This window comes from Shimia litoralis, from assembly GCF_005518135.1.
Taxonomy (GTDB): domain Bacteria; phylum Pseudomonadota; class Alphaproteobacteria; order Rhodobacterales; family Rhodobacteraceae; genus Shimia_E; species Shimia_E litoralis.
In genome coordinates this window covers 1-16,415 of sequence record NZ_SULI01000034.1, presented here as the reverse complement: position 1 = coordinate 16,415, position 16,415 = coordinate 1, and the positions used below count along the sequence as shown (strand labels likewise).

19 protein-coding genes and 1 pseudogene are annotated in these 16,415 nt (G+C 52.6%); 6 read left to right on the top strand and 14 right to left on the bottom strand.

The genetic code is table 11. The features are described 5' to 3' along the window. Nucleotides 1-256: 256 nt before the first annotated feature. From FAP39_RS16490 to tmpA, 4 genes are all read right to left on the bottom strand, one after another. Nucleotides 257-538: a hypothetical protein gene (locus tag FAP39_RS16490; protein WP_138017478.1), complete on the bottom strand. Its 282-nt coding sequence runs from the start codon at nucleotides 536-538 to the stop codon at nucleotides 257-259. Nucleotides 539-1,504: 966 nt separating this feature from the next. Continuing rightward, entirely contained in the window at nucleotides 1,505-1,732 is a 228-nt protein-coding gene (locus tag FAP39_RS17855) for a hypothetical protein (protein ID WP_246059222.1), read from the bottom strand. After that, entirely contained in the window at nucleotides 1,729-2,325 is a 597-nt protein-coding gene (gene tmpB / locus FAP39_RS16480; protein WP_138017477.1) for a (R)-1-hydroxy-2-trimethylaminoethylphosphonate oxygenase, read from the bottom strand. Before tmpB ends, FAP39_RS17855 begins: the two co-directional genes overlap by 4 nt. Further along, nucleotides 2,322-3,464 (bottom strand): 2-trimethylaminoethylphosphonate dioxygenase, encoded by a 1,143-nt coding sequence (tmpA, locus tag FAP39_RS16475; protein WP_171006903.1) that lies wholly within the window; start codon nucleotides 3,462-3,464, stop codon nucleotides 2,322-2,324. Before tmpA ends, tmpB begins: the two co-directional genes overlap by 4 nt. 104 nt (nucleotides 3,465-3,568) lie before the next feature. On the opposite strand from tmpA, the gene FAP39_RS16470 reads away from it, so the two are divergent. The 3 genes from FAP39_RS16470 (at nucleotide 3,569) to FAP39_RS16460 (ending at nucleotide 7,170) form a co-directional block, all read left to right on the top strand. Then, nucleotides 3,569-4,429 carry a LysR family transcriptional regulator gene (locus FAP39_RS16470; RefSeq protein WP_138017476.1) on the top strand — a complete coding sequence of 287 codons (861 nt, stop codon included), beginning with the start codon at nucleotides 3,569-3,571 and terminating at the stop codon, nucleotides 4,427-4,429. 389 nt (nucleotides 4,430-4,818) lie between these two features. Then, nucleotides 4,819-5,703, top strand: coding sequence for a helix-turn-helix domain-containing protein (locus FAP39_RS16465; RefSeq protein ID WP_138017475.1), 885 nt, complete (start codon nucleotides 4,819-4,821; stop codon nucleotides 5,701-5,703). A gap of 153 nt (nucleotides 5,704-5,856) precedes the next feature. Continuing rightward, nucleotides 5,857-7,170: an amidase gene (locus tag FAP39_RS16460; protein ID WP_171006902.1), complete on the top strand. Its 1,314-nt coding sequence runs from the start codon at nucleotides 5,857-5,859 to the stop codon at nucleotides 7,168-7,170. Nucleotides 7,171-7,444: 274 nt separating this feature from the next. Here the strand turns inward: FAP39_RS16460 and FAP39_RS16455 are convergent, their stop codons facing one another. After that, complete coding sequence (locus tag FAP39_RS16455; protein ID WP_138017473.1) at nucleotides 7,445-8,164, bottom strand: helix-turn-helix transcriptional regulator; 720 nt, start codon at nucleotides 8,162-8,164, stop codon at nucleotides 7,445-7,447. Between the two features lie 88 nt (nucleotides 8,165-8,252). On the opposite strand from FAP39_RS16455, the gene FAP39_RS16450 reads away from it, so the two are divergent. After that, nucleotides 8,253-8,648 carry a RidA family protein gene (locus FAP39_RS16450; RefSeq protein ID WP_138017472.1) on the top strand — a complete coding sequence of 132 codons (396 nt, stop codon included), beginning with the start codon at nucleotides 8,253-8,255 and terminating at the stop codon, nucleotides 8,646-8,648. Nucleotides 8,649-9,214: 566 nt separating this feature from the next. Here FAP39_RS16450 and FAP39_RS17850 read toward each other — a convergent pair. The 8 genes and pseudogenes from FAP39_RS17850 to FAP39_RS16415 form a co-directional block, all read right to left on the bottom strand. After that, the gene (locus FAP39_RS17850) at nucleotides 9,215-9,352 is read right to left on the bottom strand and encodes a hypothetical protein (protein WP_246059218.1); all 138 of its coding nucleotides are present in this window, start codon (nucleotides 9,350-9,352) and stop codon (nucleotides 9,215-9,217) included. Further along, nucleotides 9,343-10,768, bottom strand: a pseudogene (locus FAP39_RS16440) (IS66 family transposase). Before FAP39_RS16440 ends, FAP39_RS17850 begins: the two are co-directional and overlap by 10 nt. Nucleotides 10,769-11,000: 232 nt before the next feature. Beyond that, a complete protein-coding gene (gene tnpB / locus FAP39_RS18015) occupies nucleotides 11,001-11,177 on the bottom strand; it encodes an IS66 family insertion sequence element accessory protein TnpB (protein ID WP_425471447.1) in 177 nt (58 codons plus the stop codon). Beyond that, entirely contained in the window at nucleotides 11,174-11,311 is a 138-nt protein-coding gene (locus FAP39_RS17610) for a hypothetical protein (protein WP_171006901.1), read from the bottom strand. Before FAP39_RS17610 ends, tnpB begins: the two co-directional genes overlap by 4 nt. Next, nucleotides 11,311-11,598, bottom strand: coding sequence for a transposase (locus FAP39_RS16430; protein WP_138017471.1), 288 nt, complete (start codon nucleotides 11,596-11,598; stop codon nucleotides 11,311-11,313). Before FAP39_RS16430 ends, FAP39_RS17610 begins: the two co-directional genes overlap by 1 nt. A 196-nt stretch (nucleotides 11,599-11,794) precedes the next feature. Then, nucleotides 11,795-12,157: an alkaline phosphatase family protein gene (locus FAP39_RS17700; protein ID WP_138017470.1), complete on the bottom strand. Its 363-nt coding sequence runs from the start codon at nucleotides 12,155-12,157 to the stop codon at nucleotides 11,795-11,797. Further along, the gene (locus tag FAP39_RS16420) at nucleotides 12,127-13,416 is read right to left on the bottom strand and encodes a sulfatase-like hydrolase/transferase (RefSeq protein WP_138017469.1); all 1,290 of its coding nucleotides are present in this window, start codon (nucleotides 13,414-13,416) and stop codon (nucleotides 12,127-12,129) included. Before FAP39_RS16420 ends, FAP39_RS17700 begins: the two co-directional genes overlap by 31 nt. Nucleotides 13,417-13,731: 315 nt before the next feature. Beyond that, nucleotides 13,732-14,187, bottom strand: coding sequence for a hypothetical protein (locus FAP39_RS16415; protein ID WP_138017468.1), 456 nt, complete (start codon nucleotides 14,185-14,187; stop codon nucleotides 13,732-13,734). 575 nt (nucleotides 14,188-14,762) lie between these two features. Here FAP39_RS16415 and FAP39_RS16410 point away from each other — a divergent pair. After that, on the top strand, nucleotides 14,763-15,548 hold the full coding sequence (locus FAP39_RS16410) for an MBL fold metallo-hydrolase (RefSeq protein ID WP_246059216.1): 786 nt from the start codon (nucleotides 14,763-14,765) through the stop codon (nucleotides 15,546-15,548). Nucleotides 15,549-15,658: 110 nt separating this feature from the next. On the opposite strand, the gene FAP39_RS16405 is transcribed toward FAP39_RS16410, so the two are convergent. Then, a complete protein-coding gene (locus FAP39_RS16405) occupies nucleotides 15,659-16,084 on the bottom strand; it encodes a MerR family transcriptional regulator (RefSeq protein ID WP_138017466.1) in 426 nt (141 codons plus the stop codon). 71 nt (nucleotides 16,085-16,155) lie between these two features. Between FAP39_RS16405 and FAP39_RS16400 the strand changes: the two genes are divergently transcribed. Next, a complete protein-coding gene (locus FAP39_RS16400) occupies nucleotides 16,156-16,392 on the top strand; it encodes a hypothetical protein (protein ID WP_138017465.1) in 237 nt (78 codons plus the stop codon). The last annotated feature ends 23 nt before the right edge of the window (nucleotides 16,393-16,415 follow it).

Sequence of the window (16,415 nt, the reverse complement as noted above, 5' to 3'; positions counted from 1 at the left end):
GAAACTCATTTCATCCACGACAATGCGTTTAGCAAAACAACACCTTCTAAGGGTAGCTCATTTAGGACGGAAGCTGTCTTCAACAACAATCGCATAGAGTCCGGTTTGGGTCGTCTTTACCTTTCAGAAAAATAGGGCGGGAAGGAGACGTTCGCTGCTGGAAGCACTAAGGTCCACAGAGCGGGACGTTGTGAGCTTTCGTTGCCACTTCACCAATGTCTGGTTTTCGCACGTAGCGTCCAACCGTGCCATGCATTCACTTTACCAATGCCGGCACAATCATGCTTTCGGGCGTATCGATGCCAATCAGGTTTAGAATTGTTGGGGCGATGGCTCCTTGATCGAGAACCAATTTCTCGTCCGCGTGAACTTGTTCAGAAAAAGAATAGAATGGCACCGCACGCAAACAGGGTTGGTTCCCCGCGTGATGTCCGTCGGCATTCATGCCATGATCCGCAGTGACCAATACGTCATATCCAGCGGCCCGCAGGCGCGGGATCAAGCGGGGCAGGGCATTGTCAGTTCTCCACGCCTGCATCCGGTATTGGGGAAAGACAGCGGGAACCAATGACCCAGCGTGTCGCAGGCGGGCATATGCAGCAGCAGGTATTCCGGCGAATGGTCATGGGCCAGATTCCAGGTTCGCGCGCACAAATCAATATCTGATGGCATGCAGGAATTTTCGGGACAGTACCCTTCCATCGAATAGTACCGCGCAAATGGGATCGGCTGTTTGATGTCGGTGATTTCAGTGTGCTCAAACGGACCAAATGCCGATCCATCATAGAGTGTGTGAAATTCGCTGTGCGTCACAGTACCAGTTTTACGGCCAGCGGACTTCAGCTCTGCGAACACATTGGGGTGCTGTGATGGTCTGATGCCTTCATCGCGCAAAATACCATGATCAACCGGGGCGAGCCCAGTATATAATGTCTCGTACAAAAGGGGCGGAAATTGTTGGCAGACAGGCCCGCATTTTCCAAAGGCACGCCATTCCCTCTCGGCAGATGCAGCAAGGTATCCACATTCCGCGACAGCGGTATCATAACTCAAGCCGTCGATGATAGTCAGAAGCTCTTGATTTTGCCTGGGGTTAACAAGCACGCAAGGTAGACACCAAATCCAGTGCCAATATCAGAACTGACACGGGCATGAACGCGGCCTTGCCTGTCTTGAAAGCGTTGGGAGTTTGTTACGTGGAACACGCCTTCGTGCCAGACATTGGGGTGTATATAGAGGCCACGATCCCCATCAAACCCGAAGGCCACCACCTTATGAGGGGACAGATTATCGCCGGGCAAGGCAATTGGGACAACAAATGGTTTTTTCAAGCGGAAAGAAAATCTGCCCTCCATCTGGATAATAATTCATATGCCACAAAAGCACATGTTTCCGTGATGACGAAGCCTTGTCCGTTTTGGCCTCCTTTGGGTCGGTCGACCACCCCAGAACATATTCACCATTCACAGCTTCGTTTTCGCCGTGATGGAAATCACCTTTCCAGTCACAGTGAAATATGCCTCGCCCCAGCCAGCTTCATCGCCGGTGCCCCGATCAACGGAACGCCAGCCTTTCGCGGGCCGCGCACAATCTCCATGTCAAAATTATCGGGGTCATCGACGAAACTGCCATAGCCTTTCAGGTTTTGTTCCGTGGCGCGGACCCGTGGAACCTCATGAAGTGGCAAGGGAGGTTTACTGCTTGCTTCGAAAACGTACTGTGGCTCGCTCATGAGGCCGTTCCGCAATGCTGATCGACAATGCGCTGCACCATGGGGGCGAAATGCGCAAACGGCGGGATCTCCATATCCGCATGCTTGCCCGCTTCGTCCAGAAACCGCACCGCGATGATTTCTTTCAGGTTTGGATTTTTCTCAAATTCGAGAACTTCGGCCTCGTTCATCGGCCCACCCTGGAGGTTAAGCGAATGTATTGAGGCCTCTGACAGCCTGTCGAAGTAACTTGGTCGGGTCGCGCAGAGATATCGTTTTGCCGCAACGTGGTAGCGCACACAATCGATGACGAGCGTCGGGAAATAGTCCTGCAAAACCTCGGCGCCTGCGTCCTCATGGAACCTGTCTTGGGTGTCCTCCATACTGAACATGCCGAACTCGCTGGTGAAATGCCCCACATCATGCAGCAGGGCAGAGACGATGATGATCTCTGGCTGGCCGTTTTTCTCAGCGATTGTGGCACCTTGTAGCATGTGTTCGGCCATTGTTACTGGCTCGCCCAGATATTCTTCGCCACCGCGGCGTTCAAAGATATCCTCAAGAAAGGCGACGATATTGCTTCTATCCAGCGTGCTGAAATCAGGTTTGCTCATTGGGTTGCCACCAGTTGTTCCGTCTCCAGCACCGCCAGTTTTGAATGAAGCGAATCCATATCGGCATAACATCCTTGGAACCAACGCTTGCCAGCGCCTGAATACCCTTTGCGGGCATGCAACACACGCCGGTTATCCACTAAGAAGCTTTCGCCGGGTTCAAGCCGAAAGGAGACTTCCATCGCCGGGTCGTCAATGATTTCTCCCAAGCGGCGGTACGCGGCGTAATAAGTCTCCAAGTCGTCAAATGGAACGTCCTTTAACGCCGCAGTTGAGCGGTTGTTGAACCGCAAGCCAATCAGCTCTCCATCTGGTGCCAGCTCAATCATTGGGCGGCGTGATTGCAGTATGACACCGTCTGACCCGGAATATTCAAAATGTGCACAATAGCGCGCAAGAACGTTGAACCAATCCTCATTTTCCGCGCGCAGGCACTCAGCCGCGCGAAAGCCGTCGACAACCATATTTTCCCCACCCGCAGCCGAGCTTTCAAGGCAGTAAAGCACCTGAATAGTCGGCACCGGATCTCGGTATGGGTTATCCGTATGGGCCTGAAGCCCAAGCCCGGTATAGGCTAGGTTGGTTGGGTTAACTTCGGTGCGTACTTCGAAATGACGCCCGTAGTTGGTTTCGCGAACATAGCCGAACAAATCAACAACTTGCATCAAGGCAAGATCCTCGACTGGGCCATTCAGCAGCTTGCCAAAGCCAAAGCGCGCGATCTGGCCAAGCCAGTTTTTCAACTCAAAAGGGTCAGTACTGACAGTCTCGAAATCAGCAACCGGGATGCGGGTCATCAATCCACTGTCCCAAGTTTCAACACCAGATTTTGTCCATCCGGTCGAGATATTTTCCTTGCGATCATAGGCGTTTTGCAGCAGCCAGGCGACGTCATAGTCTACGGTCTTATCTTCAGGGGCAAAGGTGACGCTAAGCGTTTCACGAATGAGCCTGGCCGCGCTGATCGTTGTTTTTTGTGGAATATCACGCACGGCGATCAGACGCTGACCGTTATCAGCAGACCGTGTGGCCGCATCCCAGGCGTTATCGCGCAGCCAGATTGCATGAAATCGTATCCGGCTATCGCCATTCACAAGGGTCAGAAACCCACCGTCGTCATTCAAAATACAATCTAACACTGTCGCACTATCCTTGGTTTACAGATGTTTCTTTGGTTGCAAGTATCCGTTGGCTAGCCATAAACACAATCAATCAAAACCGAACCCTAGATGTGGATTCTCTTATGTCTGATCTGTCACTGAACAATGTCCCGCTCGATTGGGTGCGGGCCTTTGAAATTGCTGGGCGAACCGGGAGTTTCACAGCGGCGGCGTTGGAAAGTAACGTCACCCAGGCGTCTATCAGCCAGCGCATCACAAATTTGGAGCGACGCATTGGGGCACGATTGTTTATCCGAAATGCACGTGGCGTTACACTCAGCGTTCAAGGTGAGGCTTGGTTGCCCTATGTTTCTGCAGCCTTGCGCAGCCTTGATGAAAGCTACGAAGAACTGTTTGGCATTCAACGGGAAAAGATAACAATCTCTGCAAGCGCGTCTGTGATTGAATTGTGGTTGTCACCGAGGTTGCGGGAGTGGCAAAGCAAATACAGCCAGCAGATCATGCTATCCACAATGGTGCTGCAGGCCGAAGACAATCTGCCAGATACAACAATTCGTATCGAATATGGTGCAGGCGAATGGAAAAATCATCACAAAATCCCTCTGTTCGCTGAGCAACTCAGCCCGCTTGTTTCGCCAGAATTGCTGACTGGCAATACTTCTTGGTTAGGTGTTCCACGCCTAGCGGTATCTGGGCCGCGGCTTGGCTGGCACGAATGGGCACGTCACACGGGAGACCCGATCACACCTGTTCCAAAAATCCGGTTTGACAGTTTTTCGGCCGCTCTTTCAGCCGCAGTTTCAGGCAGTGGGGTACTGCTCGCTTCCCTGCCGCTTTGCTCTAACCTACTGGAACAAGGCAAACTGGTGCGTCTGTCTGAACATGTTTTAGAACCACAAGAGACATACTGGTTGATCGCCAACAAGGATGGAATGACCAAGTCCCAGTGGACCAAGGTGGTGGAGGTCTTTGCCAAAGCATAAACAGATTGGCAATGGCCGCCATTCGTGCTTTGCGACAGATTTCATGCAAAGCAGCATCCGACCATCGGGGCTCTTTCCTGCCGTTAGCTGCGATCCGCATCAAGGTCCGCTAAGGGCCGTTCGTGACGATCTGCTCCAAGGGGCGGAATGCCGACGTTCGCTGCACGTGCACAAGGACGGTTCCGGTTTTAAGAAAGCGGCCATTCACAGACCGCAAGACCTTGGCATCTTTGCTGCGTCCTGCTCCAAGGTCAGCAATGCGCAGGGAAGCGACCTTTGCAAAGTCGTGCCCATGGCGACAGTGAAGCCGACGAAGCTGTTTCTCTAAACAACGCCCAATTTGGCGCGATCCCCATTTAAGTTCGCGAGAAGATTGCTAACTTATACGAATGCAGACACAGGATCGAAACCGGACAAAGATTGCTAAGGCAGCCCTCTATATCGAGGAGAACCTTTCAGGATCATTGCGGGCCTTTGACATCGCCAACCATGCAAACCTCTCGCCCTTTCACTTTCAGCGATTGTTTTGTGCATACATGGGGGAACCCGTAAGCCAGTACATTGTTGTACGCCGGTTGGAAGCTGCTGCCTTGGAGTTGGCGAGAAATTCAAGCGCCAATATTTTGCAGGTTGCTTTGGACTATGGTTTCCAAACGCACAGTGCGTTTTCCAGAGCTTTTGGAAAGCAGTTTGGCGTTAGCCCGTCCGCGTTTCGCAACAATCCAGATGCGGCACGAAAAGGTGTTGATCAAGATCGGCGGTTTCTCATCAGTGCTCCTCCTAGCAAAACGATCGAGGCCGTTGGAATTGCCGAACTGGAGTCGTTTGATTTTCTGTACCGCCAGTCATCGGGAACGCAAGAGGGACAGTTCTTTCGACATGATGACCAAAATATCGCCCTACAATTCTCATCACTACTGACCTCACCCCAGCCTCCTGATCTGTTCCTGATGAGTTGTTTTCCAAGCACGCCACAAAAGCTTAATGATGGCGATGTTCCGATCTGGTTCGGGGGAGCGTTCTCTGCAAGCGTAGAAAACAATTGGAGCAAGGAGTGGCACAAGTTCTCGGCCGGAAGCTGGGCCGTTTTTGAACATTGGGGGGAATACGAGTTTCTTTATCAGACGTGGAACCAGATCTATCGAAACTGGTTGCCGAAATCAGATCATGTTCTTCGCGACGAGCTCCCGTTTGAGGCCTATCTGTACTCAGGAAGCGAGCGCGCAGGAGCCGCTCAGCTCACACATATCTACATTCCTGTCAAAAAAGCATGATCGGAACAGCAAGGCCAGTTTTCACTTGTTACTTCGGGTTCAATTCTGAAACTCGAGGACTAAAAGATGTCATTTCACCAACTCTCAGCAACTCAAATAGTAAAAGGCCTGAGATCCAGCGAAATTGCCGCTGATCAAGTTGCGCAAAGTCAATTGGATCGCATTAATCGGCTGAACCCAAAGATCAACGCAATTGTCGCGACAAACGGTAAACCGCTCAATGACATAGCGGGAAGCCTGGCCGGGTTGCCAATCACGGTTAAGGATCAAATTCACGTTCAGGGAATGGCCTGTACTTTTGGTTCAGAGCAGCACAAGGACTTTCGCCCCTCCCAGACGGCACCCGTCGTTGAACGGCTCCTGAGCGCAGGTGCTCATGTCATTGGACGAACCAATCTGCCGCCATTTGCAATGGATTTTCAGTGCAGTAACGCGCTGTTTGGGACAACCAAAAATCCTTGGAATTTAGACTATACGACCGGCGGCAGCAGTGGAGGTGGCGCAGCTGCTGTTGCAGCAGGTTTGAGTTTTCTTGACATCGGCACTGACTTAAGTGGCTCTTTGCGCATCCCGGCATCCTTCTGCGGTGTCTTCAGTTTGCTGCCAACCGAGAACGCCCTGCCAAATGAGGGGATGATGGCAAATGGCGCTGCACCACTCCGACATTTTGCCCGCATGGGACCGATTGCCAGAACGCCCGAGGATTTGGATTTGGCATGGACCCATATGAGCGAGCCAACCGGCGAAACGGAAATAGAGTTCGAGATGCCGGACATTTTTTGGAGCGTTGACAGCGGTGGGATAGAGGTGTGTGACAGCATCCTTCATTGCTTTGATACCGCGGCCATCGAATGGCGAAAATCCGGATTTCAAGTATCTCAGGGGCAGCCCGAACAGTTTGACTTCAAGCGCGCACGCCGGATATTTGGCGAAATCATGGGCTTTGAAACCGGCGAGCTGATACCTGCGCCCGCCCGTTTACTTGCCCGCCTCTTTGGACGTGCGAGCGCGCTTAGGTCTCCGGCGTTTGTCGCCAATGTTATGCTTGGATATCGCCACAATCAGAAACGCTATGAAGACGCGCTCGTTGAAAAGCAGGTTTTGTCAGATGCTGTTGATGCCTTTCTGGGCGACAATGGTGTCTGGGTGCTTCCTGTCACCGCAGTCTCTGCATTCAAGCATATGGCGCCAACCAGCGATCGTAACGGTGTACGTGACTACGCTAATCCGCTTTTCATCAACGGACAACCAGCGAACTACTTTGACGCCTTGACGTCGTTTGTTACGCCGATCTCGTTGACGGGGCACCCGGTTGTCACCCTGCCGTTGGGATTGGATAGAAATGGCTTGCCGATCGGAGCTCAGTTGATTGGCAAGAAGGGCCAAGAAAGGCACTTAATCCAAACTGCGAAATTTCTCCATGATGTTTCGAAGAAAGCTGATTGCCCCATGTTCACACGCGTGTAGGCAACGAAGAAAGACAGCAGTATCGCAAATTGCAGCCTTGATAGCGACTTCTTCAAAGCAAACATTGGCCGCGGTGTAGATCACGAACCCTTCTGGCCTCAAAAATGACCGTTGCTACACCGTACGCCAACGTCCGGTTTGGGCTGGCTGCCGTCATCTAGCAGCTGGGAACTGGCGCGGAAACGCTGCGACCCTGCTGCCGCGCCGCCGCAGGGCAGCTTTGAGCCCATTTTGAACGATGCTACACCAATAACGAATGGCGGTTTTGGCGACCTCACTTCATCAATTCACTGTAAGGGCAAACGTCATCTTCGAAAGGCACATGGCGGCGGCGGAACTTTCGATCGTCTATAGAGATTGGATTGCTGATCCGGTCCATTCGAAAATGCCGGAAGTCCTCTCGAGCTGGATCCCAAGCAACAAGATACCAGAGCGGCGATAGGATCAGCATGGCCTGTGGCTCTACATGCCGTTGCGTTTTGTGGCCGTTCGCGTCGCAATAATCAAATCGAATGAACTGGCGGTTTAGGAAAGTTGTTTCAAACACAGGTAGCAAGTTCGAATCCATTTTTCCCATGTCGGAGATATCCTGATGTGGAGATAGATTTCCGATATGCAAGCAGTCAAGAATGGCGCGCAGATCGCGGATTTTATCAGAAGGAAGTGATTTTTCAATCTTGGCAAGGCCAGCATCAGCGAGATCCGAAAAGGGTAGGTTGCCATCCGCACGCATCGCCGCAACACTTATCAAGAGGGCAAACACTTCGGGTACCGTAAGCCGCGTGTTAGTTTGCATAGACTGCGGATCAAGTTGTAGCCCGCCACCGCGCCCAACATCGGAATGAATAACAAAGCCATCATCGCGTAATGCGTGAATGTCGCGTAGGATAGTACGGCGCGACGCCCCGACTTCTTTAGCAAGGTGATCTACGGTGGATGTCCCGTTACGGCGAAGACTGCGTACGATGGCATCATGTCTGAGTCGAATATTCATGTGACCACAATACCATCAATGGTGACAGATTATGGCACTATTTAATTTTACATGTGTTTCAGCAACGTCAAACAAGGAGAATCAAGATATGAAACGTACTGCTGTGAACCCATGGAGTTGGTCTCTGAAGCTGGGATACAATCAAGCCGAAGTGATCGAAGGGCTAACGCGCCAAGTTACCTGCGCAGGCCAGACATCTGTTGACGACGAAGGCAATCCGCAACACCTCGGCGACATGCGCGGGCAAATCAATTTGGCACTGGATAACCTAGAAGCGGTGTTAAAGCATGCAGGGATGGACTTAAGTAACGTCACCAAACTGGGCGTTTATGCCACCGATGTGGACGAAGCTCTGAAGAATTTTGATCTCATGGGGATGCGCTTTGGCCCACATCAGGTTGCGCCACCTATGACACTTCTTGGTGTCACCCGTCTTGCAATTCCGGGTCTGCTGTTCGAAATCGAAGCAACTGCATCAGCTTAGGCAAACAATGCGAAGCGGTCATTTGGTTGATTTAAATCAATGACCGTTTCGTCCCGCTCAGCGATCATTAACATCGTGAGAATGCTGCGGAGAGTACGAATGTCTGCAATGCGGGCTGCGACTGCGGCATCTCGGCTCGTCGTGGGGCGGCGGCTTGGGGCCGTTCGTGACGATTTGCATCAAGGGCGGAAACCTGAGCTTAGCTGCAACTGAAAACATCTTTTTGCAGATTAGTGAAAGCGGTCATTCGAGACCCCGAAAGCTTAACCAACAATGCTGCACTAGCCATCAGGGTCAACTATGCGCAAGAAGTGGACTTTGCAAAGTCCGAGCGGTTTACCTGAAGGTAACCGCTCCATTGCTACCGCGGTGACTGCGCCTTAATTCGGCTGACCAGGTTGGTGTCGTCCACGAAGTCATTGAGGAATTCATACCAGGTCTTGGCGGTGAGATGGGCGGTTTTGGTCATATCCGTTAGTTCTTCGATGCCGTCATCGGTCAGGGCTGTGATCGTTTCGTCGGGGCCGACGTAAACGCTTATAATACTCCCGTATGTCAGGTTGTCGTTAATTGTAGGCGATGGCCTCGAGAAGCTCGACATCCTCGCCCACCATTTTGGCGACGTCGTCGATGGTGCAGACATGGGTGACGGCTGCCATCAAGCGGCCTCTGGATGGGCAACGACCAACGGTGCTCAGTTCCATGGAAGTAAATCATCGAGCCGGTTCATTTTGTGGTCATGGATGCGATTCAGGATGTCGGCGAGATAGGCTTGTGGATTGAGGCCGTTGAGCTTTGCAGTTTCGATGATCGTCATCGCACGCGCCAGAGTTTCCGCGCCGGTATCTGCCCCAGCAAATAGCCAATTCTTCCGTCCTATGCCAATCGGGCGCAGGGCGCGCTCTGCGGATTTATTGTCAATGGCCACACGGCCGTCAGTCAGGAACAGGCTGAAGGCCTCCTGCCGACTGAGGCCATAGCGGAAGGCCTTTGCCAGATCTCTTTTTCCCCGGAATGTGCAGGAGTTGCTGTTCGGACCAGATAAAGAAGGCCTTGACCTCTCGCTGGCTCAGCTGTTGACGCGCTGCCATGCGGACGTCTGCAGACTGACCGCTGATGTCACGCTTGATATCATAGAGCTTGCCGATCCGGTCAAGCGCCTCGCGGGTGATCTCGGATTTGGTTGAGAACGTACTCTTCCTTCCAGTTCGGTGTGAACCGATAGACCGCACCGGGTGGTGATGCCCCGGCCCATGGGCGTTGATCGCGCACATAAGCCCAGATCCGGCCTTGCTTGCCCCCTTTACCCAGCCCCTTGTCGCGCAATGAGCGATCCAGCACGAGGATTGGCGTGTCATCTGCGAGGAGCAGATCGCTGCCCATAATGTCCGCATCAATCCGTTCAATCAGAGGCGACAGGGTCTTCATGGCCCGACCGCACCAACCGACGAGCGTACTTTCTGGGATGTCAGCCCCCATGCGCTCAAATATTTCGTGCTGGCGATAGAGGGGAAGGTGATCGTCGAACTTTGAGACCAGGACATGGGCCATCAGGTTCGGTCCTGCCATACTACTCGGGGTTGGGCGGCTGGGAGCGGGCTCCTGCACCATCTTTCCGCAACGATGACAGGACTTCTTGATGTGGGCGATCTGGATCACCTTCAGTTGTGCGGCGATCATATCGAGCAGCTCGCTGACGTCCTCGCCCACCACACGCAGATCGCCGCCGCAATCAGGGCAGCACGTGCCAGGATCAAGCTCGCGGCGCTCGCGAGGCGTTGCGTCAGAGACACGCTGCCTACGGCGGAGTGTGGGGCGGACACCTCATCGGGTGCTGGCTCATCGTGGCCTTCAACGATGAGGGCATCATCCTCTTTGGCAACAGCAACCAGCAGGTCTTCCAATGCCAGTTCCAGCTGTTCGATCTCGCACTCAATCTTCTCCGAGGATTTGCCAAAGGCCAGTTTCTGCAGCTTGGAGATCCGCAAACGCAGCGCCTGAACAGGCTGGTCATGCACACGCAAGGTGGTCGATATCTTGGCGTTCTCCGCCTGTAAAGCAGCGATCATTGCCTTCAAAACGGCGGGATCATCGGAGAGGTTTTGCGCAGCATTCAACATGCGCCTGACTGCCATAGCGCAGACATATACATCATAAAACAAAGATAATCAGACGGATAGTTCACCTAACCCGGGCCGGTGGCGCACCCCAATTTGGGCGGTGCCAATCGATCCCCTCCCACAACATTGCCAACTGCGCTGAAGTCAGCCGTGCAGTGCCCTCTGTCGCCGTAGGTCAAGGAAAGCGGCCCCGCTCAAGCACTTTGCAATAGAGGCAAAAACCTTGGCCATTCTAGAATAAGAGCTTGATCCGATCGCCACGCCGACCACGGAAGGCAAACACCGCGCCACTGGTCGGTATTTGGCGCAACACATCCTGGGTAAGCGCCACCAGCCCAGCTATCCCTTTGCGCATATCCGTCACACCGCAGGCCAGATACACGCGAACGCCGATGCCAGGACCGATCATGCGATCTCAACCGCGCGGATCAGCGCCGTCAGCGCAACCGGTTCCATTGTGCTGTCAAAATGTAGATTGCGACCACCCCGCAAGCGCAATTCTACGGCGGTCGGCGGAGGCGCTTCGGGCGCAGACAGTTGCACTATCGGAACCCCGGTCGTGACTGGAACATCCACCGGGTATAAGAGAGCGCCAGTATCAGGCGACCAAAGCCCATTTTCTTCAGGTCATGAGGCCACGCATAAATTTGTTGTCTCCTGATCTCACGGTGCTGCGCCACCTGTGTAACGCTTGCCCCACCAATCCCAACCGACATTACAATCTCGAGCTTGTCGTCGTCATGCCAAAAGCGTCGCCGCTCAGCTCCAAGAATGTCGCCACGCATCGCAAACCCCACATAAGAGACGTCGCTAAAGACGTCATTAAACACGTGTCTTAGATCAAAACCCCATATTCAGGCAGGCGGTGCCAATGGAGCGGTTACACCTGAAGCGGAACCTAGTCCTGAGCGCGGCGAAAGCCAACGAAGAGCCCAAAACGTCGAAGCTCACGCACAGCGACTTGCACCACCGCGGTTGGGCAAGCCGCACTAAATTCATACGTGCGGGTGAAATGAGAGCGGTGTGTTACAGTTGAGCTGGAACAACGCCCACTTCTTCTGAATAGGCTTCCCAAGCGGTCGTCAGTTCAAGAAGCAGGTCTGGCATGTTTCCTGAAAGGTCGATGCTTTCGCCCGGGTCGGATGCAAGATCAAATAGGTGCCAGTTCCCATCGCCATATGGTGCCGGAACCAAAACCGCTTTGAAGTCTCCTTTGCGAACCCATTTACCTCCTGCCATTTCTCCGGCAACAATTTCGTCGGGACCATACAGAGAGTTTTCCTCGCCGGTCAAAAGCGGCAGCATCGAACGGCCTCGCGGAGGTTCGACCTGACGGCCATTGAAGGTCTCCGGATAATCTACGCCAGCAGCGTAGGAAGGATGTCCCAAACATAGGCGAACGCCCCCGTCGTTTGGTCCTTTGAAATACCCGGGCCCGCGATGATCAAAGGCACGCGAATACCACCCTCGCCGACAGTTTGCTTGTAAAGCCCAAGAGCTCCGCTTGAGGCGGCCGCAAATCCGGGACCATACGCATAGTTTGAACCTGGGTGACCGAGGTTTTCGTAACTATGATCGAACTGGGCAATGAATTCGGGATCATCGGCCCCCGGATAATCGACAGAATAGAATGGGTTGGATCCGTTGTCGGAAAGGAACACGATTATTGTATTTTCCAACTCCCCAATGTCCTCCAGAAAATCAATGACGCGGCCATAGTGATAGTCCATGGCATCTATCATGCCGGCATAGACCTCCATGCCGCGCGCTTCGGTTTGGCGCTCGTAAAGCTGCAGGTCTTCCCATGGCGTCGTCAATGGTTGAGGGCCGGGCAAAGGCGCTTCATCTGGGATTAGACCAAGGTTTTTGGCTGCGGTCCAGCGCCTTGCCTTTAGGACATCGTATCCCTCGTCGTACCAGCCGTCGTATTTCGACATCCACGGTTCCGGCACGTGGACGGGATCATGTGGCGCGGTAAAGGCCAGATAACCAAAGAACGGGTTGCCGTCGTTCCGATTGGCCCTAATTGAATTAATCAGAAAATCGGCATAGCTGCGACTAGAATAAAAATCTGCAGGAAGTGTCTCCAGAAACTGCCCGTTAGACGCATATTTGGCAGGGTCGTCTTCCGGCAATATCCCAAGCCTATCAGCCCAATGGCTGGCACCTCCAACAAGCATCGTCAGGGTTGTGTCGAACCCTCGGGTGAAAGGAAGCCGGTCTTCTGAATGGCCAAGATGCCATTTACCGGCCATGTACGTATTGTACCCTGCGCTCTGCAGGATTTCTGGTAACGCCGCGACGCGATCGTTCAAATAGCCTTCGTATCCCGGCTGGCCGCGTTGGTTATCGACAAGCATCTCGCTCATGGTTCCAAGTCCCGCGATATGATTGTCATTCCCCGACATCAACATGGCACGCGTGGGAGAGCAGGATACCGATGCGTGGAAGTCAGTGAATAGCGTTCCCCGCGCGGCCAACTCGTCAAGTCGAGGGGTGTCAATTTCTCCGCCGTAGGAGCCAATATCGCTCCATCCGAGATCATCAGCCATCACCAGAAGAATGTTTGGCCGATCCCCCGCTTGGGCCATCCCTGAAAACAAGATCGAACTAAATACTACAAACGAATTGAGAATTAGACGCTGCATCAGGAAACTCCGGAATTATGATTTATCTAATAGATGAGGTCATTAACGGCGCAATTGGTTGTTGTTGCAACCCCGCTCTAGGCCAGCTCAGTTGTGTGAGTGTCCGCTTTCGCCAAATTCACTCAAGAGGGCGACGACGGCTTTGGGGTAGGTGCCGTCAAACACCGAGGCAAAAACTGCGCGATCACCTCGTAGCCGGGGTAAAATGTTTCGCAGCAATGCCGCAAGTCGGGTTTGAGCCCATGTTGACTGATTCTGCGCCAAACACGAATGGCGGATTTTGTCATCAGCTAGCCTTAGTTCCGACTAACTCATTCACGAGCGAGTTCGCTTACGCCAAAGATAAAAGGCTCCAAGGAAAAAGCATATCCCCCCCACAGCAGAGATGGTTTTACCCATTGACGTGTGAAACTTCATCATGCCGACACTTCGAATTTCGCCCGTCGTCCAATCAACCCGCCCATCCACGATGTCGCCGTCTTTGTGGGGTTTGGGGCTGACCCATGCCGAGCCTGAATACGTTATCGACGTTCCATCATTTTGATGGGCTTTAAGAATAGGTCTGTAAACGGTTCCATTGTCACTTCTTCGGCTTTCCACCGACACTACTTGCACTTCCTGCACGACGGACCGCTCTGAGAATGCACTAGCTGAATAACTAAAATACAGTCCAATGGTGCCGAATATCACCCCATTTATGACTGCAACATAGGGGAGCGTTTTCAGACATTTAATAGAAAAGTCGGCAAAGCTTGTCGGCATAGAAAACATGATATTCTTCCAAAGAAACGTCTGTTTATCGGGGCCTATCCCAAAAGAGCCACAACTTGAATGTAGGACTACCATTTTCGTAGGATTTCGTTCGAAGAGAGATCAGCCGCTCAACCAATGCAGCCATTGGCGCAACCGCAGCGAATTGACGCTTTGTCCGCGTTTTGTTTCTTGTCGCAGATGGCATAAGTACTGGCCCATGGTTATTAAATCGTAGATTTCAGTGAACTGATCGAAGAAGTTATTATCCATCGTCTGATTGGGCTTGTGATGCTGCGACCGGATGATCAAACAATATCTGCATGAGATTAAACGAGGTTGTTTGCGGTATCGGAATAAGACAACTCAACGAGTGGAGCAGGATAATGAAAACAACGCGAAGCCGTTACTATGCAGGCCCTATCAGTGATAACTTTGACGGCGTGCGGTTTTTTTCACCGGGCCAACCGTTACCAGACAAGTCACTCGCTCATCTCCTGCGCTGGCGTCGTGAGGGGGGGCGTGCAAAGTGGCCTGATTTTGTCCCAGTCACACCGCATGTCCCCCCACCGCGGAGTGAACAGGCGAGGGTCACAATGGTTGGTCATGCAACTCTGTTGGTCCAAGTGGCAGGCGTTAACCTGTTGACCGATCCAGTCTGGTCCGAGCGTGTCAGCCCTCTAAGCTTCATAGGTCCCAAACGCGTTACAGAACCAGGCATCGCATTTGACAAACTCCCAGATATTGATGCCGTTCTCCTAAGCCATAACCACTACGATCACCTTGATCTGACAACTTTACGTCGACTGCAGGCTGCCCACAGCCCGTTGATGGTGATGCCATATGGAAATGACAAAATCGTTCGACAATCAGTGCCTGATGCCAAAATAATGGTGGGCGACTGGCATGATGCATTTCAAATAAAGCCAGAGATTTCGGTTACGCTGACACCGGCAAACCACTGGTCGGCCCGCGGAATTCGTGATCGACGCATGGCACTTTGGAGTGGGTTCTGGATCAATAGTCCAAAATCCCAAATTTGGTTTGCCGGTGATACTGGTTATTGCGACGGCGCGCTGTTCCGTGACATCCGAGCCCGTCACGGAAGGCCCGACATAGCGATCATTCCGATCGGAGCGTACGAGCCCCGTTGGTTCATGTCTGATCAACACGTTGCACCCGACGAATCTGTGCGCATTTTCGAAGATACCGGTGCCCGTCAGGCCGTAGGTATGCATTGGGGTACATTTCAGCTCACGAATGAAGCCCGAAACGAACCAAGAGACTTATTATACGAAAGCCTTCTGTTGGCAGGAATTGACGTGAAGCGTTTTCTGGCCCTAGAGCCGGGTGAGTTTTTCTCTGATAGTGCCGTAAGATAGTCTTTTAGGCGCGGATTTCTCGTACATGCCTATGCTGACCAGCAAAATTTGGAACGTCCGCAGTGTGGGACTTTCCTGCCGTTTGTCCTTAACAGTCCAATGTCCGCATTTTATGGTTTCTGGTGTTCGCCGTCGCACAAATTGTGGTCAGCCAATGATGCCAAGACGTAGCAATCTTCTGACACCCCTTCACCGTTGCAGCCTTTTGATATCCGGCTGAGTTCCCTTTCAAGGGTCTTGAGCCGTCTGATCTTCGTTCGCACGTTCGTAAGCTGCGATGATGCAATATCCGTTGCTGCCTCGCATGACCGATCCGGATGATCTTGGAGTTCGATCAAAGATGAGATCGCCTCGATGGAGAACCCAAGGTCACGGGCATGTCGGATGAAACTCAGCCGCTCCAACCCTGCTATATCGTATCGCCGTTGGTTGCCTGAAGTACGCTCAGCTTCGGGCAAAAGCCCCATTTCTTCATAGTAGCGTATGGTCGGAACCTTGACCTTTGTGCGCTTTGAAAGCTCTCCGATAGAAAACATAAAGAAACCTCTTGAACCTCTAGCTACTAGAGATTGTATATGAGTTGGAACGACAAAAGAAGAGTTCAAAAATGTCCCACGATTATCTATCTGAAACGCCGCTCCTAGACTACCAGAACCCCGCCATAAAGGCGCTCATCGCGCAACGCGGATGGGCAGCGCTGTCAGAAGGCGACAGTATCGGCGCAGCCTATGACTTTGTCCGCAACGAAGTCTTGTTCGGCTATAATTCTGAAGATGCGCTACCAGCCTCAAAGGTGCTGGCTGAAGTGGTCCTGCTTTTTAGGACAGGTTTGCGGCTTGGCTAAGATGCATCTGGTTTATGTTCATG